Below are 21,078 nucleotides of genomic sequence, written 5' to 3' on the forward strand. Positions count from 1 at the left end.
GGGCGATGACCGACGTACACCTGCGCGAGGCGGTCATCGACGACGCCGCTGCTTGCGCACGCGTCATGTGGAACGCCTTCGAGTCGCTCGCCACCGCACACAATTTTCCGGTCGAGCCGGCCAGCCCCGAGTTCACGGCCGGTCTGATGCAGGGGATGCTGTCGACCGAGGGCACATTCGGTTTGGTGGCCGAATGCGGCGACGAGATCGTCGGCAGCGCGTTACAGGACGAGCGCGCCACCATAGTCGGGGTTGGACCCGTCAGCGTCAGCCCGACACAACAGCAGGGTCGCGTCGGCCACGCCTTGATGGAGGCGCTGTTGCAACGATCGCGAGAACGTGACGTTGCGGGTGTCCGGCTGGTGCAGACCGCCTACAACTACCGGTCGCTGTCGCTGTACGCGAAACTCGGGTTCGCGGTACGCGAGCCGCTGTCGGTCTTTCAGCGGCCGCTCGATGCTGTCGTCGTGCCGTCGACGATGGTGCGACCGGCGACCCTCGATGACGTCGACGAGTGCGACCACCTCTGCCGCCGAATACACGGCCACGACCGTCATCCTGAGCTGCGGACCGCGATCGCACGCGGCATGGCGAGCGTAGTGCAGCGCCGAGGCCAAATCACCGCGTACACAACGGGATTAGGCTATATCGGTCACGCAGTCGGCGAGACGGATGACGACATCATCGCTCTACTCGGCGCCGCCGAGCAGTTCGTCGGCCTTGGTGTCCTCGTGCCGTCGCGCAATCCGCGGCTGATGACGTGGTGCCTGCACAACGGCCTGCGCCTCGTCCAACAATCGACGCTGATGACGATCGGACTCTACAACGAACCGCAGGGCGCCTGGCTGCCGTCGATCGGCTACTAGGACGCTGGATCAGGCGCTGACCTTGCGGCCGTTGCGGCGCTTGGGGGTTGGTCGCGCGACACCGAGCGCCTCGGCGAGGAAGTGGCCGGTGTAGCTCTCGGGATTGACCGCGACGTCTTCCGGTGTCCCTGTCGCGACGAGCGTGCCACCGCCGGCCCCACCCTCGGGCCCCATGTCGACGATCCAGTCCGAGGTCTTGATCACGTCGAGGTTGTGCTCGATCACGATCACCGTATTGCCTTTGTCCACAAGGCCGTTGATCACCTTGAGCAGCTTGCGGATGTCCTCGAAATGCAGACCGGTGGTCGGCTCGTCGAGGATGTACACGGTGCGGCCCGTCGACCGCTTCTGCAGCTCCGATGCGAGCTTGACGCGCTGCGCCTCGCCGCCGGACAGCGTCGGCGCCGGTTGCCCGAGCCGCACGTAGCCCAGGCCCACGTCGACGAGCGTCTTCAGATACCGGTGGATCGAGGTGATCGGCGCGAAGAACTCCGCGGCCTCCTCGATCGACATGTCCAGCACCTCGGCGATGGTCTTGCCCTTGTAGTGCACCTCGAGCGTCTCGCGGTTGTACCGGGCGCCCTGGCACACCTCGCACGGCACGTACACGTCGGGCAGGAAGTTCATCTCGATCTTGATCGTGCCGTCGCCGGAGCACGCCTCGCAGCGACCGCCCTTGACGTTGAACGAGAACCGGCCCGGTTGGTAGCCGCGCACCTTCGCTTCGGTGGTGGCCGCGAACAGCGTGCGGATCTTGTCGAAGACGCCGGTATACGTCGCCGGGTTGGAGCGCGGCGTCCGGCCGATCGGCGACTGGTCGACCCGGACCAGCTTGTCGAGCTTGTCCAGACCGGTCACCCGCGTGTGGCGGCCCGGTACCTGGCGCGCACCGTTGAGCTTGTTGGCCAGCACCGACGCGAGGATGTCGTTGACGAGTGTGGACTTACCCGACCCCGACACCCCGGTGACCGAGGTGAGGACCCCCAGCGGGAACGTCACGTCGATCTCGCGCAGGTTGTGCTCGCGTGCGCCGACGACCGTCAGCTGCCGCTTCTTGTCGACGGGCCGCCGGATCGCCGGCACCTCGATCTCTTCTTTGCCCGAAAGATATGCTCCGGTAAGCGATTCGGGGTTTTTCAGCAGTTCGTCGTAGGGTCCGCTGTGCACGATCTGCCCGCCGTGCTCACCGGCCGCGGGCCCGATGTCGACGACCCAGTCGGCATGGGCGATGGTGTCGAGGTCGTGCTCGACGACGATCAAGGTGTTGCCCAGGTCCCGCAGCCGGACCAGCGTGTCGATCAGCCGGCGGTTGTCGCGCTGGTGCAGCCCGATCGACGGTTCGTCGAGCACGTACAGCACCCCGACCAGTCCGGAGCCGATCTGGGTGGCCAGCCGGATCCGTTGTGCCTCACCGCCGGACAGCGTGGCGGCGGCGCGTGACAGCGACAGGTAGTCCAGGCCGACGTCGAGCAGGAAGCCCAGCCGCGACTGGATCTCCTTGAGCACCTGCCCGGCGATCGCCTGTTCGCGTGCACCGAGCGTCAACGCGTTGAGGAACTCCGAGCAGTCCGCTATCGACAGTTCGGCAACCTCGGCGATCGACTTCGCGCCGAAGTCCCCCGCCGTCAGCGTCACCGCCAGGATCTCGGGCTTCAGCCGCGTGCCCTCGCACTCGGGGCACGGCACGTCGCGCATGAAGCCTTCGTATCGCTCTTTCATCTGTTCGGAGTCGGTCTGCTCCATGCGGCGCTGCAGGAACGCCATCACGCCCTCGAAATCGGCGTAGTACGAACGGGTTCGGCCGTAGCGGTTCTTGTACCGCACGTGCACCTGCTCGTCGCAGCCCTCGAGGATCGCCTTGCGCGCCTTGGCGGGAAGCTTCTTCCACGGCGTGTCGACGTCGAACCCGAGCGCGTCGCCCAGCCCGGACAGCATCCGGGTGAAGTAGTCGGCGGTCTGGCCCATCGACCACGGCGCGATCGCGCCCTCGGCCAGCGTGAGGTCCGGGTCGGGGACGACGAGTTCGGGGTCGACCTCCTTGCGAATGCCCAGACCCAGGCACTCGGGGCAGGCGCCGTAGGGCGAGTTGAACGAGAACGACCGCGGCTCGAGGTCGTCGACGGCCAACGGATGGCCGTTGGGACAGGCCAGCTTCTCCGAGAAGCGCTGCTCGCGGTGCGGATGGTCGTCCTCGCGATCGACGAACTCGAGCACCACGATGCCGTCGGCAAGGTTCAGCGCCGTTTCCACCGAGTCGGTCAGCCGCTGCTTGGCGGTGGCCTTCACGGTGAGCCGGTCGACGACCACCTCGATGTCGTGCTTCTCCTGCTTCTTGAGCTTGGGCGGATCGGTGAGTGGGTATACGACGCCGTCGACGCGCACGCGGCTGTAGCCCTGGCTGTTGAGCTTGTCGAACAGGTCGGCGAATTCACCCTTGCGGGTGCGCACCACCGGCGCGAGCACCTGGAACCGCAGGCCCTCGTCCATCGCGAGCACCTGGTCGACGATCTGCTGGGGGGTCTGGCGGGCGATGCGTTCACCGCAGACCGGGCAGTGCGGGGTGCCGGCGCGGGCATACAGCAGACGCAGGTAGTCGTAGACCTCGGTGATGGTGCCGACGGTCGAGCGGGGATTGCGGTTGGTCGACTTCTGGTCGATGGACACCGCAGGCGAAAGGCCCTCGATGAAGTCGACGTCCGGTTTGTCCATCTGACCGAGGAACTGACGCGCATAGGCCGACAGCGACTCGACGTAGCGGCGCTGACCCTCGGCGAAGATCGTGTCGAACGCCAGCGACGACTTGCCCGAGCCCGACAAACCAGTGAAGACGATCAGTGCGTCGCGGGGCAGATCAAGATCAACACTGCGCAGGTTGTGCTCGCGCGCACCCTTCACAACAAGGCGGTCAGCCAAGTCAGTCCTTCCGCATCCGCTCCCGCACGACAGAGTTGATGCCCATGCTATGTGTCGCCACCGACAAGCCCGATACCGTGAGGACCATGACCGTCGACGACAACTACACCGGCCATGTCGAGCCCGGAATGGCCGCTCGGCGCACCCTCCCCGGCGCATCGATCGTCAAGGTTTCGGTGGGCCCGATGGACAACAACGCGTACCTCGTCACCTGTTCCCGAACCGGCGAGACGCTGCTCATCGACGCCGCCAACGACGCCTCGGTCCTACTCGAACTGATCGAGAAGCACGCGCCGCAGCTGTCGCTGATCGTCACGAGCCACCAGCACTTCGACCACGTGCAGGCATTGGCTGACGTGGCGAAGGCGACCGGAGCACCGACCGCCGCACACCAGCTCGACGCCGACACCCTGCCGGTCAAACCGGATCGCCTGCTGGCCCATGGTGACACCGTCGAAATCGGCGATCTGTCGTTCGATGTCATCCATCTGCAGGGCCACACGCCCGGCTCGGTGGCCCTCGCGCTTGACGGGGCCGACGACGCGACCCACCTGTTCACCGGCGACTGCCTGTTCCCCGGTGGCGTCGGCAAGACATGGGAGGACGGCGCGTTCGACCAGCTGCTCGGCGACGTGACCCGCCGGGTCTTCGACGTGTACGGCGATTCGACGGTGGTCTATCCCGGCCACGGCGACGACACCACGCTCGGCACCGAGCGCCCGCACCTGGCTGAGTGGAAAGAACGCGGCTGGTAGTTCCGCCTACCTGGGCGCCGCTCCTACGCTGGGGGCATGACCAACAACTCGCCGAAACTGCTGGCGCTGCTGGCGGCCGCCCAGGCTGCCGACGCCGCGATCTGCGTGCAGCCCGTCCCGTATGTCGCGAAATGCCTCGACGACGTCAAGTACCCGCAGCAGAATCGCTGGATCTTCCCCGTTGTCAAGGCCGCCTCGGCAGTGGGACTGCTGGCCGGCACCCGCATGCCGTGGCTGGCCAAACTGACGTTGGTGATGTTGACCGTCTACTTCACGCTGGCGGTGGGTGCGCACATTCGCGCACGAGATTTCGGCCTCAACGCCGCGGCGGCATCCTCGCTGCTGGCGCTCTACGGCGCACTGGCCGCGAGGGAAGTCTCCCAACGCTGATCCGGTGGTCTCCGAACGGCATTCGGCGGTGACGTACCATGCGTTCGTCTGAGGAGGCACGGATGAATGACGACCAGCTAAAGAAGGCGCAGAGCGGCGCGGGCTTCATCGCAGCGCTCGACCAGAGCGGCGGCAGCACGCCGAAGGCGCTGAAGCTCTACGGGATCGCGGAGGATCAGTACTCCGGCGATGAGCAGATGTTCGACCTGGTGCACGAAATGCGGACCCGCATCATCACCAGCCCGGCCTTCGACGGCGACCGCATCATGGGCGCGATCCTGTTCGAGATGACGATGGACCGCGAGATCGAGGGCCGTCCCACCGCCGACTACCTGTGGAACGTCAAGAACATCGTGCCGTTCCTCAAGATCGACAAGGGCCTGGCCGAGGAGAAGGACGGCGCCCAGACGATGAAGCCGATGCCGGGCCTCGACGACCTGCTCGACCGCGCAGTCGCCAAGGGCATCTTCGGCACCAAGGAACGCTCGGTCATCAAGCTGCCGGGCGCGGGCCTGGACGCCGTCGTGACGCAGCAGTTCGAAGTCGCCAAGCAGGTGCTCGCCAAGGGCCTGGTGCCGATCATCGAGCCCGAGGTCGACATCAAGAGTCCGAAGAAGGCCGAGGCGGAGGACCAGCTCAAGGCCGCCCTGCTCGAAGGGGTCAACAACCTGGGCGACCAGAAGGTCATGCTGAAGCTGACGCTGCCCGACACCGACAACCTGTACAAGGAGCTGGTCGATCACCCGAACGTGCTGCGCGTCGTGGCGCTGTCTGGCGGCTACAGCCGCGACGAGGCCAACGAGAAGCTGTCGCGCAACACCGGTGTCATCGCGAGCTTCTCGCGCGCGCTGACCGAGGGCCTCACCGCCCAGCAGAGTGATGAGGAGTTCAACTCCACGCTCGATCAGGCGATCGCGAGCATCGCCAAAGCGTCGGCCACCTGATCTAGTGCTCGGCTACGCGTCGGCGGTGCTCGCCGGCGCGTTGCCTGCGCTCGCTTTTCCGGCGCCCGCGTGGTGCTGGGTGGCCTGGGCCGGGTTGGTTCCGCTGCTCCTCGTCGTTCGCGCCGCGCCGACGGCCGGGCGAGGCGCCGTGCGGGCCTGGCTGGGGATGGCGACGTTCATCTGCGTCACCCAGTACTGGCTGTGGCCGAGCGCCGGTCCCCTGCTGGTGTTGCTCGGGGCCGGACTCGGCGCGTTGTGGTTGCCGTTCGGTTGGGCGGCGCAGCGCCTGCTCGCCGGTGAGCTCACCGGTCGCGGCTTGCTTGCGGCCGTGGCCATACTGCCGTCGCTGTGGATCCTCGCCGAAGCGGTGCGGTCGTGGGACCGGCTCGGCGGTCCGTGGGCCCTGCTCGGCGCGTCGCAGTGGAACCAGCCGGCGACGCTGGCGTCGGCGACGCTGGGCGGCGTCTGGCTCGTCAGCTTCCTCGTGGTGGCGGTCAACACCGCCGCCGTCGGCGCCGTTCTGCTGCGCAGGCCCTGGATGATCGCGCTTCCGGTCGTGCTGCTCGCGATCGGTCCCGCGTGGTTCTGGCTTTCGCCGCCGCCCGTGCCCGGCCCGTCGATGCGCGTGGCGCTGGTGCAGCCGGGCGACATCGACGATGCGACCGCCCGCCAAGCAGCCAGCGAGCGCCTGACCGACGGCCTGCGCGGTCAGCGGGTCGACCTGGTGGTGTGGGGTGAAAGCAGCGTCGCGGTGGACCTGACCGCACACCCCGACGTCGCGGCCCGGCTGGCCGACCTGTCTCGGCGTGTGGGCGCCGACCTGCTGGTCAACGTCGACGCCCGCGCCCCTTCCGGCGGCATCTACAAGACGTCGGTGCTCATCGGGCCGGACGGGGTGCGCGGCTCATATGCGAAGACCCGCCTCGTGCCGTTCGGCGAGTACGTGCCGCTGCGGGGGCTGCTCGACTGGGCCACCTCCGGGACGGGCGCCGCGGACGAGGATCGTCGCCGCGGCGACGGGCCGGTCGCGCTGCACACCGACCTGCACTCCAACAGCGTCGCGGTGGGGCCGCTGATCAGCTTCGAGACGCTGTTCTCGGACCTGGCCCGGCGCGAGGTGGAGCTCGGCGCTGATCTACTCGCCTACCAGAGCGCGACCTCGTCGTACCAGGGCAGTTGGGCGCAACCCCAGCTGGCGAGCATGCCCGCCGTCCACGCCGTCGAAACAGGTCGTCCCGCTGTGCACGCCGCGCTGTCCGGGGTGAGCTCGGCGTTCGATGCGCAGGGCCGACGGCTGGCGTGGTCACCCGCTTCCGAGCGCGGCGCCACCGTGGTCGACGTCCCGCTCGGGGCGCGCTCCACCGCCTACGTCGGCTGGGGCGACTGGGTGATCGGTGTGGCGCTGGTGGTGGTTACGGCGTGGTGTGCACGATCAGCACGTCGGTCTTGGACCGGCGCGCGACGTTGGCAGGCACCGAACCGAGGAGGCGGCCCGCGATGGTGGACAACCCGACGTTGCCGACCACCAGAAGGTCGGCCTTGATCTCCTCGGCCAACTCCACCAGGGCGTCGACGGGCGCGCCGACGATGGCCTTCTCCTCGACGTTCTGAGCGCCGGCCTGATGGGCCCGCTCCTTGGCCTCACGCAGGATCGCGTAGATCGGTGCGTTGCCGGCCATCTTGTAGCCCTCGTCCTTGAGCACGTCGGCTGCGCGCTGGTCCTCGGCCTGGGGGAAGTACGCCGTCGCGATGACCAGCTTGGCGTCACCGGCGATCTGACCAGCCTTCTCCACCGCGCGCAGCGACGAGTCCGATCCGTCCGTGCCAACCAAGACGGTCTTGTAGGCGCTCATCCATGTCCTCCCGGGGTCGATTCCAACGCCATTCGGAACAGTAGCCCTTCCAATGGCGTTTGCCTGCTATTTCGTCCTACTTGGCAGGCAACGTCACCCCGCGCGGCCCTGCGTGACGCCGCCTACACGGTGGTGCCAAGCGATGTCCGGCGACACCCCGGGCCACGTCGACGTCAATTTGCGGCGGGCAGCGGCAATTCCGCGACCGCCTGGCGAAACAATCAGTGCGGCAACAGAAGTCGCTGGCCGGTTTTGTTCGGTGCCGTGTTCGATGCCGATTCGACGCGCGCGGCGAGTTCGCGCACGCTAGCGTTTTCCCGTTCACCGGACGGGTACGGAGCCGAGCAGACGTGGAACTTTCACTGGGAGCGCAGCGTCTCGCGCGCCTCGAGGGGTCGGAATCCGTGCGGACCGGCCGGTTCGATGCCGCGCTGGTGGCGGTGTTTGCGGTGGCGGTTTCGGCGGCCGGCGCCGCACGGCCGTCGCTGTGGTTCGACGAGGCGGCGACGATCTCGGCCTCGACCCGGTCGATCCCCGAACTGTGGCGCCTGCTGCACAACATCGATGCGGTGCACGGCCTGTACTACCTGCTCATGCACGGGTGGTTCACGGTGTTCCCGGTCACCGAGTTCTACTCCCGGCTGTCGAGTTGTCTGGCCGTCGGTGTGGCGGCGGCCGGCGTCGTCGTCCTGGCGCGCCGGTTCTCGTCTCGCACGCTCGCCGCGTGTGCGGGGATCATGTTCGCGATCCTTCCGCGCATCACGTGGGCCGGCATCGAGGACCGGTCGTATGCGCTGACGGCCGCGGCCGCCGTCTGGGTGACGGTGCTGCTGGTGGTCGCCGTTCACCGCAACTCGAAGCGGCTGTGGGCCTGCTACGGGCTTGCCATGGTGGCTTCCTCGCTCCTCAACGTGTTCACAGTGCTGCTGATGCTCGTTCACGCCGTCGCGCTCACGGCGGTGGCGGCTCACCGCGCGGTGGTGCACCGGTGGATCGCGACGGTCGCCGTGGCGATCACCGCCGTTGTGCCGTTCCTCGTGTTCAGCAGGACGCAGATCGCCCAGGTGCGCTGGATCACCGCCCCGGGGTGGGACACCGTCGCGGAGGTGGTGCAGGAGCAGTACTTCGACCACAGCGCGGCGTTCGCGGTCGCCGCTGCGGTCGTGCTGATTCTGCCTCTGGTGAGGCGGTTCCGGCCCACCGATGCCGGCGTCGGGTCACTGGTGCTCATCAGCCTGGGCTGGATCGCGATCCCGACCGCGGTGCTGCTGCTCTATTCGGTGTGGCTGGAACCCGTGTACTACCCGCGCTACCTCAGCTACACCTCGCCGGCCATGGCGCTGCTCCTGGCGGTCGGCATCACGGCGGTCGCCAGGACACGCGAGACCGTCGCGGCAGTGCTGACTGTTTTCGCGGTGGCGGCGACGCCGAATTATCTGCTCGAACAGCGGGGCCCGTATGCGAAGGAGGGCATGGACTTCAGCCAGGTCGCCGACGTCCTCACCGCGCACGCCTCCCCCGGCGACTGTCTGGTCCTGGACAACACCACCAATTGGGCGCCCGGTCCGATTCGCCCGCTCACGGCCGCGCGTCCAGAGGCTTACGCGCACCTCCTCGACCCCGGCCGCGGCCCGCGTGCGGCGGACCGAAACCGCCTGTGGGACGCCCATCTCGGCATCTGGGGGGTCGCCGACCAGCTTCGGCGGTGCACCGTGCTGTGGACGGTCTCCCAACGCGACACCAGCGTCGCTGATCGCGAGAGCGGGACCGCGCTGGATCCGGGACCGCGCCTTCGTCGTGCGCCCGCATATCGGGTGCCGCAGGCAATGGGCTTCCGTGTCGTGGAGCGATGGCAGTTCAGCTTCGCGCAGGTCGTCAAGTCGACGCGATAGCGCGTGATCGTGGCGGAACCGGGTAATCGCTGTGCATGCCCGCACGGCCCACGCACACCGCCGCGGAGTTCGTTCCGGACACCCGTGATCTCGACGGCCTCGCCGACGCCGCCAACAGCTGCAAGGGGTGCGACCTCTATCTCGACGCCACGCAGACCGTGTTCGGCGGCGGCTCCGCGGACGCCCAGATGATGTTGGTCGGGGAACAGCCCGGCGATCAGGAGGACAAGGCGGGCGCACCGTTCGTCGGCCCCGCGGGCAAGCTGTTGGACAAGGCGCTGGTGCAAGCCGGGATCGACCGTGAACGGGTCTATGTGACCAACGCGGTCAAGCACTTCAAGTTCACACTGCCCGAACGCGGCAAGCGCCGTATCCACAAGACACCGGGCCGCACCGAGGTGGTGGCCTGCCGGCCATGGCTGCTGGCCGAACTGGACGCGATTCGACCTGAAGTGCTGGTTCTGATGGGCGCGACCGCCGCTCAGTCGATGATGGGCAGCGCGTTTCGGCTCACCGCACACCGCGGCGAGGCCTTACGGCTCCCTGAGATCGACGAGATCACGGACCTCGACGTCCACCCCGCCGTGGCGGTCACCGTGCACCCGTCGTCGGTGCTTCGGGGCAGGCCCGAAGACCGCGAGGAGGCGTTTCAGGCCCTGGTGGCGGATCTGCGGTTCGCCGCCGGCCTGCGTTCGGCCAAGACCTGATCAGCGTCGGCTAACAGGCAGCGGGCGGCACCCACATCGACACTGCGGGCGGCACCCACGCGCACGGTCCGCCGTAATGCGGGCCGTTCCAGTAGGCCGGTCCGTCCCAGCGCGGACCACGGCCGCGGTCGTCCCAGTCGTCCCAGTCGTCCCACTTGTCGAGCTTCCACGTCATACCCGGTGTATTCGGTACCGGTTGCTCGGCGTTGGCCACACCCGAACCGACACCCAAGGCGGTGGCGGCCAGTGCGCCGATGAGCGCGGCCTGCATCCCGATCCTCTTCACAACCACAACGAAACTCCTACTACTGCAGCAAATTCATCGATTCCGACCCGGGGTCATTCTATCCCCTCGGTCGGGGAAGCGTTCAATGCCGTTGTGGTGTCGCGGTATTGGGGACGTGTGGCAAACGCGCGCTCCTCGTCGACGCCACCAACCCGAGCGCGGCCAGCACCGCGAAGCCCGCCAACAACCACCGAGCGGGCGTCGCGGTACCCGTCTCGGTCAGGTTCACGACGACACCGGCCAGCCCGGCGCCGAACGCACCGCAAATCAACTGGACGGTGTTGATCGCGGCGGCCGCCGTCGGCCCCTCCGCCGGATCGTCGACCCGGCTCATCGCCCATGCCGACAGGTGCGGCCACGCGATGCCCACCCCGGCGCCCGTCACCACCAGCGCCAGCGCCCAGACCGCAACTGCGGCGGGTGGGGCGTCGTCGCGCATGGTCGCCGCCGCCAGCGCGAGACCGGCGGCCATCACGGCGGGCGCGACCGCGACGGTCCTCCTGATCATCCGCCCGTTGCCCATCGAGGCGCTGCCGATCTCGCCGACGGTCCAACCGAGCGCCAAACCGGCGCCGAGGAAGCCGGCGGCCACGGGCGTCAAGCCCGCCAGGCGCTGCCCGAACAGCGGCACGTACATGTCCGCCATCGTCGCGGCCATCAGCACGCCGAGGGATAGGTAGATCCACTTCAACGGCCCACGACCAAACGTGCTGGGCGGCAACACCGCCGCGGATAGCCGCCGGTCGACGAACAGAAACGCCGCCACCAGAACGGCACCGAGGCCGAGTAGCGCAGCGGTGACCCGCGCGTCCCGAGGAACCCCGGCCGCGCTGACCGCCAACGCCGCGGCGCCCAACAGGATCAGCGACGGCACGGGGATCGGCGTGATCGGGATGTCGGCGCCGGCAACCCGCCGCGCGGGTAACGCCAACGGCACCAGCACGCCGATCGCCGCGGTCAGGATCGCGAGCACTCCGAATGCCCAACGCCACGAACCGAATTGGGAGAAGATCCCGCCGGCGGCCGGACCGAGCAGGGTGCCCACGCCCCACATCGCCGACACCAGCGCCGAGGCCTTGGTCCACAACCGTTCGGGCAGTGCGGTGTTGATCACCGCATAGCCCAACCCGGCCAACAGCCCACCGGCCAGCCCTTGCACCGTGCGGCCGACCAGCAGCGCCTCCATGGTCGGCGCCGCGGCGCAGGCCACGCTGCCGGCGCCGAACACGCTGAGCGCCAGCAGGTATGAGGACCGAGGGCCGAGGCGCATCAGCGTCGAGTGCACGGTGGTGGCCGCGACCACCGAGGCGACCAGGTACACCGTCGTCACCCACGCATACAACCGGTGCCCACCGATGTCGGCGACCGCGCTGGGCATCAGGCTGATGGTGAGGAACTCGTTGGTGGCGTACAGCGCGACCCCGCCGGCGAGCACGGTGCTGGCGCCGAGATACTTCGGCCCCAGCAGGTCACGCCAGCGGCCCGCGGTGGTCGTCGCTGTCTCGGTCACCCGATCACGCTATGAGCTGAACCGCACTTGAGGTCAAGCCGTCCGGGATCACTTCAGGCCCGCGGCGTCCATGCCGCGCAGTTCCTTCTTCAGGTCGGCGATCTCGTCACGAATCCGCGCGGCCAACTCGAACTGCAGGTCGCGGGCCGCGGTCATCATCTGTTCGGTGAGATCTCTGATGAGGTCGGCCAATTCGGCGCGCGGCATGTTCGACGTGTCGCGCCCCTCGATGATCCCGGCGCTGACTGCGCGGCCTGGCTCGCCCTGTGCACGGCGTCCGCGGGAGGCGTTGCGACCGGAGCCGCCGACCTCGACATCGTCGGCCTCGCGGTACACCTGATCGAGGATGTCGGCGATCTTCTTGCGCAACGGCTTCGGGTCGATGCCGTGCTCCTTGTTGTAGGCGATCTGCTTGGCACGACGCCGCTCGGTCTCGTCGATGGCTTCCTTCATCGAATCGGTGATCTTGTCCGCGTACATGTGCACCTCACCGGACACATTGCGCGCGGCGCGTCCGATGGTCTGGATCAGGCTGCGCGGAGACCGCAGGAACCCTTCCTTGTCGGCGTCGAGGATCGCGACCAGCGACACCTCGGGCAGGTCCAACCCCTCGCGCAGCAGGTTGATCCCGACCAGCACGTCGTACTCACCGAGGCGCAACTGCCGGAGCAACTCGACCCGGCGCAGCGTGTCCACCTCGGAGTGCAGGTACCGCACCCGGATGCCCATCTCGAGCAGGTAGTCGGTGAGGTCTTCGGCCATCTTCTTGGTCAACGTGGTGACCAGGACCCGCTCGTCGCGCTCCGTGCGCTTGCGGATCTCCCCGATCAGGTCGTCGATCTGGCCCTTCGTCGGCTTGACCAACACCTGGGGATCGACCAGGCCGGTGGGACGGATGACCTGCTCGACGAATTCCCCGCCGGTCTGACTCATCTCATACGGCCCGGGCGTCGCAGACAGGTACACCGTCTGACCGATCCTGTCGGCGAACTCCTCCCAGGTGAGCGGGCGGTTGTCCACCGCCGAGGGCAGCCGGAAACCGAAGTCGACGAGGTTGCGCTTGCGCGACATGTCGCCCTCGTACATCCCGCCGATCTGCGGCACCGTCACGTGCGACTCGTCGACGACGAGCAGGAAGTCCTCGGGGAAGTAGTCCAGCAGCGTCGCGGGCGCGGATCCGGCCGGCCTGCCGTCGATGTGGCGCGAGTAGTTCTCGATGCCCGAGCAGAAGCCGACCTGGCGCATCATCTCGACGTCGTAGTTCGTGCGCATCCGCAGCCGCTGGGCCTCCAACAGCTTGCCCTGGCCCTCCAACTCGGCCAGCCGCTCCTCGAGTTCCTGCTCGATGGTCGAGATCGCGTGCGCCATCCGCTCCGGCCCCGCGACGTAGTGCGTCGCCGGGAAGATCCGCAGCGAGTCGACCTTGCGCACCACGTCACCGGTCAGCGGATGCAGGTAGTACAGCTCCTCGATCTCGTCCCCGAAGAACTCGATGCGGACGGCCAGCTCCTCGTACGACGGGATGATCTCCACGGTGTCGCCGCGCACCCGGAACGACCCGCGAGTGAACGCCATGTCGTTGCGGGTGTACTGGACGTCGACCAGCAGGCGCAGCAGCGCGTCGCGCGGCACCTCCTGGCCGACTCGCAGCTCCACCGACCGGTCCAGGTACGACTGCGGGGTGCCCAGACCGTAGATGCACGACACCGACGCGACCACGACCACATCGCGGCGCGACAACAGGCTCGACGTCGCGGAGTGCCGCAACCGCTCGACGTCGTCGTTGATCGAGCTGTCCTTCTCGATGTAGGTGTCGGTCTGGGCGATGTAGGCCTCGGGCTGGTAGTAGTCGTAGTACGAGACGAAGTACTCGACTGCGTTGTGCGGCAACATCTCCCGCAACTCGTTGGCCATCTGCGCCGCGAGCGTCTTGTTCGGCTCCATCACCAGAGTCGGCCGCTGCACCCGCTCGATGAGCCACGCCGTCGTGGCGGATTTGCCCGTGCCGGTGGCGCCCAGCAGCACCACATCGTGCTCGCCCGACTTGATCCGGCGCTCCAACTCGTCGATCGCGGCGGGCTGGTCCCCGGCGGGCGCATACGGGCTGACCACCTCGAAGCGGCCGCCGGTGCGCACAATCGAGTCGACCGGGCGGTACTCCGAGTGCGCGAGCACGGGGTGTTCAGTAGCGAAGGCCATAATGCACCAGGTTAAGCGTGCGGACCGACAACTTCATTCCCCGTGGCGGCGGCCGCCCCCACCGACGGCCCGGTGCCCCTATCCTTGACCCATCCACGCTCCCAAGCACGAGACGTTCGACCTGCGCGCCCACACCAACACCGATCCGAAGGGCATCGTGCGGGCCGTCGAGATCTACACGGTCCGGCCCTGGGGCCTCTACATGGCTCGCCCGGCTCCCGGCCGTGCCCAGTTCCACTACCTCGAATCATGGCTGCTGCCGTCGCTACGGCTGCGTGCGACGGTGTTCCACTTCAACCCGGGACACGAACTGGACCAGGACTATTACCTCGATGTCGGGCGCTACACGCCCGGGCGGGACGTCTGGCATTCCGAGGACCACTACCTCGACCTGGTGGTCCGCACCGGCGAGGGGGTCGAACTCTGCGACGTCGACGAACTGCTCACCGCGGTGCGGCACAACCTGCTGACCCCGGAGACCGGCGAGCAGGCGGTACAGGCCGCGGTGTCAGCGATCGACGGGCTGTCGCGGCACGGATACGACCTGAACCGGTGGCTGGCCAGTCAAGGCATGCCGCTGACCTGGAAATGATCATGAATTTGTCCGGATCGCGACGAACGGTAGTCTCTGATCACGTGAATCCCATCCAACGCACGCCTTTCGCCGCCTCGGTCGCTGCGGGGGCCGTGCTGGTGGGCGCCCTGGTGGCCCCAGCGATCGCGTCGGGTCAGCCGGTCGATTCCGACACCGAGGTGGCGCCGCCCGCCCAGCCCAAAATCCTGCACAACGTCATCTACCGCGCGCGGGCCGACGGCACGTCCCGCGGCGCGGTCGTCGCGTACAAGATGGACGACCAGAACGTCAACAGCGCGCAACCCACGCTGCTGCCCGGTCAGACGTTCGAGGTCAACGCGGTGCTGGCGGACCCAAAGCTGGCCGGCATGGAGATTTCGATCGAATGGCCGTACGGGTCGAACCTGCACTGCGAGATCCTCGTCGACGACCAGATCGTCGCCAAGGCCGATCAGTTCATCGCGCCGCGGTTGCTCCGGCCGAAGGACGATCCGATGTACGGAGTGCTGCAATGCGGTGCGCCGCTGAATCTTCCGATGGACGGCGCTCCGGCCGCCGGTGTGAGCGCGCCGCCGCAGGCCTAAGCTCCGCGGACCTCAGGGCCGCCACCCGGTGGCGTCCGCCCACTCCCACGCCCGCCGGTATGCGTCGGGGAACCACGGCTCTTTCGCGTCGGCGTAGGCGCCGACCTCGGTGTGTCCCTGGGCGGCGACCTGCCGCTTCAACATGAGGTAGTCGGCCTGGGCACCTGGATCGGCGCGTAACCAGTCGACGAAGAGCAGCGCGAACTGCTGGCCCGGCCAGCCGTCGACCCGCAGATGGACGTTCGTCGGCCGACCGGGATCGGCCGAGCAATGAAATCGCTTGCGCCACAGCGCTTCATCGCCGGTGTGGTCGAACTCGGCGACCGTGCTGCGGGCGTCCGGCTTGCCGACATCGGCGGTGATCGGCCTGCAGACGTACCCGGCCGTCGTCAACGCCTCGCGCAGTTCGTCGGCGACCTCGAGCGAGCCGACCGTCACCTGCACGTCGATTACGTCCTTGGCGTCCAGTCCGGGTACCGCCGTGGAACCGATGTGGTCGATGCGCGCGGCGCGGTGCCCGCAGGCCGTGTTGAGCCGCGCCAGGATGCGCCGTGCCTGGTCGGGCCATGTCGGGTCGTAGGGCACCAGAACCGGTTCCGCGTGTGCGGGCCGATTCTCGTGCAGGTTGTGCGCGAACGGCAGGATCCGTTCCTGCCACAGCGCTCGCGCCGCGCCGACCAGCTGTGCTGTGCTGCCCGAGTTGTCCAGCCACACGTCAGCAACGGCACGGCGCTGTTCCTCGGTGGCTTGCGCGGCGATCCGGGCCCGGGCGTCTTCTTCGCTGAAGCCGCGGTGCTCGATCAACCGCTTCACCCGCAGATCCTCGTCCGCGTGCACGATCACCACCAACGGAAACATCGGTGCCATACCGGATTCGACAAGCAGCGGGATGTCCTCGACGATCACGGCGTCCTCGGCCGCAGCCGCGATCAACTCCGATCGGCGCTGCGCGACCAGCGGATGGACGATCCCGTTGAGGGTCTTGCGCTTCTCCTCGTCGCTGAACGCGATCGCGGCGAGGGCCGGGCGGTTCAACGCCCCAGCCGACGGTCCGTCGCCGTGCAGGATCTGCTCGCCGAACGCGTCGACCAGCTTGGCCAGCCCCTCTGTCCCCGGCTCGACGACCTCGCGGGCGATCACGTCGCCGTCGACGACGATCCCCCCGAGTTCACTGAACGTCGCGGACACGGTCGATTTCCCGGCGCCGATACCGCCGGAGAGCCCAATGCGCAGCACCGCCCCAGTCTGTCAGGGTGCCGAACGCGTTATGCGTTGCCTGCGAGCTTCTCCCGCAGCGCCGCGAGTTGGGCGTCGCTGGCCAGCGATCCGCCCGACGACTGCTCCTCGCCACGCGACGTTCCGTTCGACGATGAGGATGCCTCCGCGGCGTCTGCCTCAGCAGCGGCGAACTTCTCCATCTGCGCGGTGTGCATCTTGTGCCGGCGCTCGGCCTCGGCGTAGCGGGACTCCCACTCCTCACGCTGCTTCTCGAAACCCTCGAGCCACTCGTTGGTCTCGGAGTCGAAGCCCTCCGGGAAGATGTAGTTGCCCTGCTCGTCGTAGCTGTCGGCCATGCCGTACTTCGACGGGTCGAACTCCTCGGTGTAGTCCTCGTTGGCCTGCTTGAGGCTCAGCGAGATACGGCGCCGCTCCAGGTCGATGTCGATGACCTTGACCATCGCGTCGTCGCCGACCTGCACCACCTGGTCCGGGACCTCGACGTGGCGCTCGGAAAGCTCGGAGATGTGCACCAGACCCTCGATGCCCTCCTCGACGCGGACGAACGCACCGAACGGCACCAGCTTGGTGACCTTGCCCGGCACGATCTGGCCGATCGCGTGGGTGCGGGCGAAGTGCCGCCACGGGTCTTCCTGAGTCGCCTTGAGCGACAACGAAACCCGCTCGCGGTCCATGTCGACGTCGAGTACCTCGACGGTGACCTCGTCGCCCACCTGGACCACCTCGGACGGGTGGTCGATGTGCTTCCAGGACAGCTCGGAGACGTGCACCAGGCCGTCGACACCGCCGAGGTCGACGAACGCGCCGAAGTTGACGATGCTGCTGACCACGCCCTTGCGGATGGCGCCCTTCTGCAGCTGGTTGAGGAACTCGCTGCGCACCTCGGACTGGGTCTGCTCCAGCCAGGCGCGGCGGCTCAGCACCACGTTGTTGCGGTTCTTGTCCAGCTCGATGATCTTGGCCTCGATCTCCTTGCCGATGTACGGCTGCAGATCGCGGACGCGGCGCATCTCGACCAGCGACGCGGGCAGGAAGCCACGCAGGCCGATGTCGAGGATCAGGCCGCCCTTGACGACCTCGATGACGGTGCCCTTGACGGCCTCGTCCTTCTCTTTGAGCTCTTCGATGGTGCCCCAGGCGCGCTCATACTGGGCGCGCTTCTTGGACAGGATCAGGCGGCCTTCCTTGTCCTCCTTGGTGAGGACCAGAGCCTCGACCTCATCGCCCACGGAAACGACCTCGTTGGGGTCGACGTCGTGCTTGATGGAGAGCTCACGGGACGGGATGACGCCTTCGGTCTTGTAACCGATGTCGAGCAGGACTTCGTCACGGTCAACCTTGACGATCGTCCCTTCGACGATGTCGCCATCGTTGAAGTACTTGATGGTCTTGTCGATGGCGGCGAGAAAGTCCTCGCTCGAGCCGATGTCGTTGACGGCTACTTGCGGCGAGGTGACGGAGGGACTTGGCATGTGGTGGGTTGCTCCGGACAGGTTTGATCGTAGGGACAGTTGTTTATTGGTGTTACCCGCCGCAGAAGAATGCAAAAACCACAGACAGGTACCGGTAGAGGTTACTCGACTGGGCACATGCTGGACAAACCCGGTCCCCAGCCTGTTGCGCGGCGCTCGCTACCCTGACTTCTCGTGTCCTACGCCGGCGCGCCCCAGTCCTGGCCGATTCAGCCGCCGTTCCAGCGCAAGGTGCGAAAGGTCGGGGCGCCGCTTGCGGTCCTCATCCTGCTCGGCACCGTGGCGGGGCTGATCATCGTCGGGCTGACCGCCCTCAACCCGGTCGGCGCCGGGATCGGGCTGGTGCTGTCGAGCCTGACCATGGTGCTGGTGCTGCTGGCCTACGTGTGGCTGGACCGCTTCGAGCCGGAGCCGCCGCGGCTGTTGATCTTCGCGTTCTTGTGGGGCGCCTCGGTTGCCGTGGTGCTGTCGGTGCTTCTCGGGCTCTTCTTCGAATCCCTGATCGTGACCGGCGGAACCGATGAGGTCAGCTGGGTATCGGTGGCCGTCATCGCACCGGTGATCGAGGAAGCGGCAAAGGGTACGTTTCTGCTGTTCATGATGACCGGTCGGCGCCGCAACGAACTCAACTCGTTGACCGACTGCCTGGTCTATGCCGGGCTGGTCGGCGCCGGTTTCGCCTGGCTCGAGGACATCCTCTACATCGCCAGCGGCGAATCGCTCGGCGATTCGCTGCTCACCGCGGCATTGCGACTGGTCATGGCGCCGTTCGCGCATTCGCTGTTCACCACGTTTCTCGGGATCGGCGTCTATTTCGCGCTGCACCACCGCAACGCGCTGACCCGGGCGGGTTACATCGGTCTGGGCTACCTGGCCGCGGTCGTCATGCACGGGCTGTGGAACGGCTCGTCGCTGCTGGGCATCGGGTGGTATTTCGCGGTCTACCTGTTCTGGATGGTCCCGATCTTCGCGATGGTGATCGTGCTCGGCGTGCAGGGCCGGCGCCGCGAGCAGACCATTGTCGCGGCCAAGCTGCCCGGCATGGTGGCCGCGGGCCTCGTGACGCCGAACGAGGCCACCTGGCTGGGTTCGTTGCGGCACCGCAAGCAGGCCGTCGCGTTGGCCACCCGCCAGGGCGGACGACCCGCGGGCAAGGCGGTCAAGCGGTTCGCAGCCCAGGTCGTCGAGTTGGCCTTCGTGCGGGATCGCATCGACCGCGGCTTCGGCGACCAGCGGGTGTTCGCGATGCAGACCGAGGAGGCCTACGCCGTGCACGCGGCGCGGGCGGCCGCTCCGATGCTGCAGTGGCTGACCGCTTACCGCGCTTCCTGAAGCTGGGTGCCCTTCAGCGCGCCACCCGCGAGGTGAACGTGCCGTGGTAGCTCATCGGCACATGAAACGGCAGCCATGCTTCGGCGATCGGTCCATCGTCGATATGGGCGGCGTCGAACACCATCAGCCTGCTGCGATGCCGCGCCTCCTGGTAGCCGACGGTCAGCACCCAACCGTCGTCCTCGGCGGTGCTGCCCGGACGAGGCACGAAGGTGGGCTCGACCAGGATGTCGCCTGGTGCGCTGTACACCTGACTCGCCCCGGTCCGGTGATCGATCCGGGCGATGCCCTGGCCGCTGTAGCGCCTCGGGTCCTGCACGGCCACAAAGGAGCAGTCGTGACGCAACGTCGATCGCCGTTGATCGATCTGCGGAAACTCGCATCCGAAGTCGGCGACGGGTTCGCGGCTGACCCGGCCGTTGGCCGCGATGCGAAAGCGCGTCAGGACGACGGCATCGTCCGGGTCGGCTGAGCCGGCGACCTGGGCGACGTCTGATCGGATGTGAGCCGTGTAGCTCTTCACACCGGCCCAGGTCGATGTCGCGAACCGCGGCAACTCCACGACGACGTCGTCGCCGTCGTCGTAGGCGTTGGTGTAGTGCCAGTGGAAGAACGCGTCGGTCTCGACCGTGCGCACCGGGCCGCCGTCGCGCGGCGCCAAGACGAAATACGCCGGCATATCGGTCTTGAAATGCATTGCCTCCCAGAACGATACGTGCCCAGCAAGGGCCATCGGGTTGATCCTCAACGGCGAGACGACGAAGATCGCGTAGCGCGAGGTCAACGCCATGTCGTGCACGATGCCCAGGCCCGGCAGCGGAACGGCACGCACGTACCGGGTGACCCCGCGGGCGTCGGTTTCGTAGAGACGCAATCGCGCCCGCGGGATGAACTCGGCTGCCAATTCGCGCAACCGGCGGCGGCGCTCGTCGCCTTTGGTGCCGCGCAGCGCCCACCCGACGTCAAGGCGCGGAAAGTAGGGGTCGAAGCCGAAGTTGACCTTCGTGTCGGCGATCGGGTCGTAGGTGTAGTGCGCGGAGTAGGCCCGCACCGGTCCCTTGAGCGCACCGCCGAGGTTGCACAGCCCGACCGTGTCGAGAGTGTCGAGATCCAGCTGGTGCGGCGGTCCGCCCTCCCACAGCGCGAGCAGTTGGTCGGCGTTGACCATGACGCTGGTGTTCGCGGTGTTCGCGGGCAGCCGCAGCGCGTTGGCCAGCGGACCGCCCGGCCGTTGCGAGCTGAACCCGCGCGCGACCGGCCCGTCAGCTGCCGTGGTTTTCAGATAGTGCTTGGTGCGGACGAACTTGTTGCGGAAGCGCACAGTGCGGCCGTCAAGGACGAACGCGCTGACCATGCCGTCGGCGTCGTAGACGCTCTCCACGCGTGAGCCGCCGATGTTCCACCTGCCGGAGCCGTTGCGATACAGCGTGCCGACGAGGTCCGCGGGCAACCGGCCCATGATGTCGGTGACTGGGATGTCGAATTCACCTGCAATGTCGTCCCAGTATCGCGATGGTTCCGCCGCGTCGGATTGCGCCTGTGATTCCTCGACCGTCATAAAA

General features: G+C 67.5%; 17 protein-coding genes and 1 pseudogene. 10 read left to right on the top strand and 8 right to left on the bottom strand.

Annotation, left to right across the window (positions count from 1 at the left end):
- Positions 1-5 precede the first annotated feature (5 nt).
- Entirely contained in the window at positions 6-866 is an 861-nt protein-coding gene (locus AU188_RS11750; RefSeq protein ID WP_059163923.1) for a GNAT family N-acetyltransferase, read from the top strand.
- A 9-nt stretch (positions 867-875) separates the two neighbouring features.
- On the opposite strand, the gene uvrA is transcribed toward AU188_RS11750, so the two are convergent.
- Positions 876-3,779: an excinuclease ABC subunit UvrA gene (gene uvrA / locus AU188_RS11755; protein WP_059163894.1), complete on the bottom strand. Its 2,904-nt coding sequence runs from the start codon at positions 3,777-3,779 to the stop codon at positions 876-878.
- An 86-nt stretch (positions 3,780-3,865) separates the two neighbouring features.
- Here uvrA and AU188_RS11760 point away from each other — a divergent pair, with 86 nt between their 5' ends.
- The 4 genes and pseudogenes from AU188_RS11760 to lnt all read left to right on the top strand — a co-directional run.
- Entirely contained in the window at positions 3,866-4,534 is a 669-nt protein-coding gene (locus tag AU188_RS11760) for an MBL fold metallo-hydrolase (protein ID WP_059163895.1), read from the top strand.
- Positions 4,535-4,570: 36 nt separating this feature from the next.
- Positions 4,571-4,924 carry a DoxX family protein gene (locus tag AU188_RS11765; protein ID WP_059163896.1) on the top strand — a complete coding sequence of 118 codons (354 nt, stop codon included), beginning with the start codon at positions 4,571-4,573 and terminating at the stop codon, positions 4,922-4,924.
- A gap of 62 nt (positions 4,925-4,986) precedes the next feature.
- Entirely contained in the window at positions 4,987-5,868 is an 882-nt protein-coding gene (locus AU188_RS11770; RefSeq protein WP_059163897.1) for a fructose bisphosphate aldolase, read from the top strand.
- Positions 5,804-7,315 (top strand): annotated as a pseudogene (gene lnt, locus AU188_RS11775) (apolipoprotein N-acyltransferase); the annotation flags it as partial. The gene AU188_RS11770 and the pseudogene lnt, both read left to right, overlap by 65 nt.
- Here lnt and AU188_RS25765 read toward each other — a convergent pair.
- Positions 7,281-7,721 carry a universal stress protein gene (locus AU188_RS25765; protein WP_082686597.1) on the bottom strand — a complete coding sequence of 147 codons (441 nt, stop codon included), beginning with the start codon at positions 7,719-7,721 and terminating at the stop codon, positions 7,281-7,283. The pseudogene lnt and the gene AU188_RS25765 overlap by 35 nt on opposite strands.
- A gap of 350 nt (positions 7,722-8,071) precedes the next feature.
- Between AU188_RS25765 and AU188_RS11780 the strand changes: the two genes are divergently transcribed.
- Positions 8,072-9,613: a glycosyltransferase family 39 protein gene (locus AU188_RS11780; protein ID WP_286137416.1), complete on the top strand. Its 1,542-nt coding sequence runs from the start codon at positions 8,072-8,074 to the stop codon at positions 9,611-9,613.
- A 35-nt stretch (positions 9,614-9,648) separates the two neighbouring features.
- A complete protein-coding gene (locus AU188_RS11785; protein WP_059163898.1) occupies positions 9,649-10,320 on the top strand; it encodes a UdgX family uracil-DNA binding protein in 672 nt (223 codons plus the stop codon).
- A gap of 10 nt (positions 10,321-10,330) precedes the next feature.
- Here the strand turns inward: AU188_RS11785 and AU188_RS11790 are convergent, their stop codons facing one another.
- From AU188_RS11790 to uvrB, 3 genes are all read right to left on the bottom strand, one after another.
- Positions 10,331-10,612, bottom strand: coding sequence for a hypothetical protein (locus AU188_RS11790; protein WP_059163899.1), 282 nt, complete (start codon positions 10,610-10,612; stop codon positions 10,331-10,333).
- Positions 10,613-10,688: 76 nt separating this feature from the next.
- Positions 10,689-12,116 carry an MFS transporter gene (locus tag AU188_RS11795; RefSeq protein WP_059163900.1) on the bottom strand — a complete coding sequence of 476 codons (1,428 nt, stop codon included), beginning with the start codon at positions 12,114-12,116 and terminating at the stop codon, positions 10,689-10,691.
- Positions 12,117-12,164: 48 nt separating this feature from the next.
- Positions 12,165-14,315 (bottom strand): excinuclease ABC subunit UvrB, encoded by a 2,151-nt coding sequence (gene uvrB, locus AU188_RS11800; RefSeq protein ID WP_059163901.1) that lies wholly within the window; start codon positions 14,313-14,315, stop codon positions 12,165-12,167.
- A gap of 157 nt (positions 14,316-14,472) precedes the next feature.
- On the opposite strand from uvrB, the gene AU188_RS11805 reads away from it, so the two are divergent.
- Both AU188_RS11805 and AU188_RS11810 read left to right on the top strand, forming a co-directional pair.
- Complete coding sequence (locus AU188_RS11805) at positions 14,473-14,907, top strand: ribonuclease FAU-1 family protein (RefSeq protein WP_059163902.1); 435 nt, start codon at positions 14,473-14,475, stop codon at positions 14,905-14,907.
- Between the two features lie 44 nt (positions 14,908-14,951).
- Positions 14,952-15,473 carry a hypothetical protein gene (locus AU188_RS11810; protein WP_059163903.1) on the top strand — a complete coding sequence of 174 codons (522 nt, stop codon included), beginning with the start codon at positions 14,952-14,954 and terminating at the stop codon, positions 15,471-15,473.
- Positions 15,474-15,485: 12 nt separating this feature from the next.
- Here the strand turns inward: AU188_RS11810 and coaE are convergent, their stop codons facing one another.
- Positions 15,486-16,709, bottom strand: a complete 1,224-nt coding sequence (gene coaE / locus AU188_RS11815; RefSeq protein WP_059163904.1) for a dephospho-CoA kinase — start codon at positions 16,707-16,709, stop codon at positions 15,486-15,488.
- 29 nt (positions 16,710-16,738) lie between these two features.
- Complete coding sequence (gene rpsA, locus AU188_RS11820) at positions 16,739-18,184, bottom strand: 30S ribosomal protein S1 (RefSeq protein WP_059099372.1); 1,446 nt, start codon at positions 18,182-18,184, stop codon at positions 16,739-16,741.
- Between the two features lie 174 nt (positions 18,185-18,358).
- Here rpsA and AU188_RS11825 point away from each other — a divergent pair, with 174 nt between their 5' ends.
- Positions 18,359-19,516: a PrsW family intramembrane metalloprotease gene (locus tag AU188_RS11825; protein ID WP_059163905.1), complete on the top strand. Its 1,158-nt coding sequence runs from the start codon at positions 18,359-18,361 to the stop codon at positions 19,514-19,516.
- Positions 19,517-19,529: 13 nt separating this feature from the next.
- On the opposite strand, the gene AU188_RS11830 is transcribed toward AU188_RS11825, so the two are convergent.
- Positions 19,530-21,074: a carotenoid oxygenase family protein gene (locus AU188_RS11830; RefSeq protein ID WP_059163906.1), complete on the bottom strand. Its 1,545-nt coding sequence runs from the start codon at positions 21,072-21,074 to the stop codon at positions 19,530-19,532.
- Between the last annotated feature and the right edge of the window lie 4 nt (positions 21,075-21,078).

This window comes from Mycobacterium sp. IS-3022 (assembly GCF_001500065.1).
GTDB lineage: Bacteria > Actinomycetota > Actinomycetes > Mycobacteriales > Mycobacteriaceae > Mycobacterium.

Bases quoted from the DNA above. Each gene is read 5' to 3' on its own strand.
- AU188_RS11750 (WP_059163923.1), top strand. From the start codon at position 6: ATGACCGACGTACACCTGCGCGAGGCGGTCATCGACGACGCCGCTGCT.
- AU188_RS11760 (WP_059163895.1), top strand. From the start codon at position 3,866: ATGACCGTCGACGACAACTACACCGGCCATGTCGAGCCCGGAATGGCC.
- AU188_RS11765 (WP_059163896.1), top strand. From the start codon at position 4,571: ATGACCAACAACTCGCCGAAACTGCTGGCGCTGCTGGCGGCCGCCCAG.
- AU188_RS11770 (WP_059163897.1), top strand. From the start codon at position 4,987: ATGAATGACGACCAGCTAAAGAAGGCGCAGAGCGGCGCGGGCTTCATC.
- AU188_RS25765 (WP_082686597.1), bottom strand. From the start codon at position 7,721: ATGAGCGCCTACAAGACCGTCTTGGTTGGCACGGACGGATCGGACTCG.
- AU188_RS11785 (WP_059163898.1), top strand. From the start codon at position 9,649: ATGCCCGCACGGCCCACGCACACCGCCGCGGAGTTCGTTCCGGACACC.
- uvrB (WP_059163901.1), bottom strand. From the start codon at position 14,315: ATGGCCTTCGCTACTGAACACCCCGTGCTCGCGCACTCGGAGTACCGC.
- rpsA (WP_059099372.1), bottom strand. From the start codon at position 18,184: ATGCCAAGTCCCTCCGTCACCTCGCCGCAAGTAGCCGTCAACGACATC.
- AU188_RS11830 (WP_059163906.1), bottom strand. From the start codon at position 21,074: ATGACGGTCGAGGAATCACAGGCGCAATCCGACGCGGCGGAACCATCG.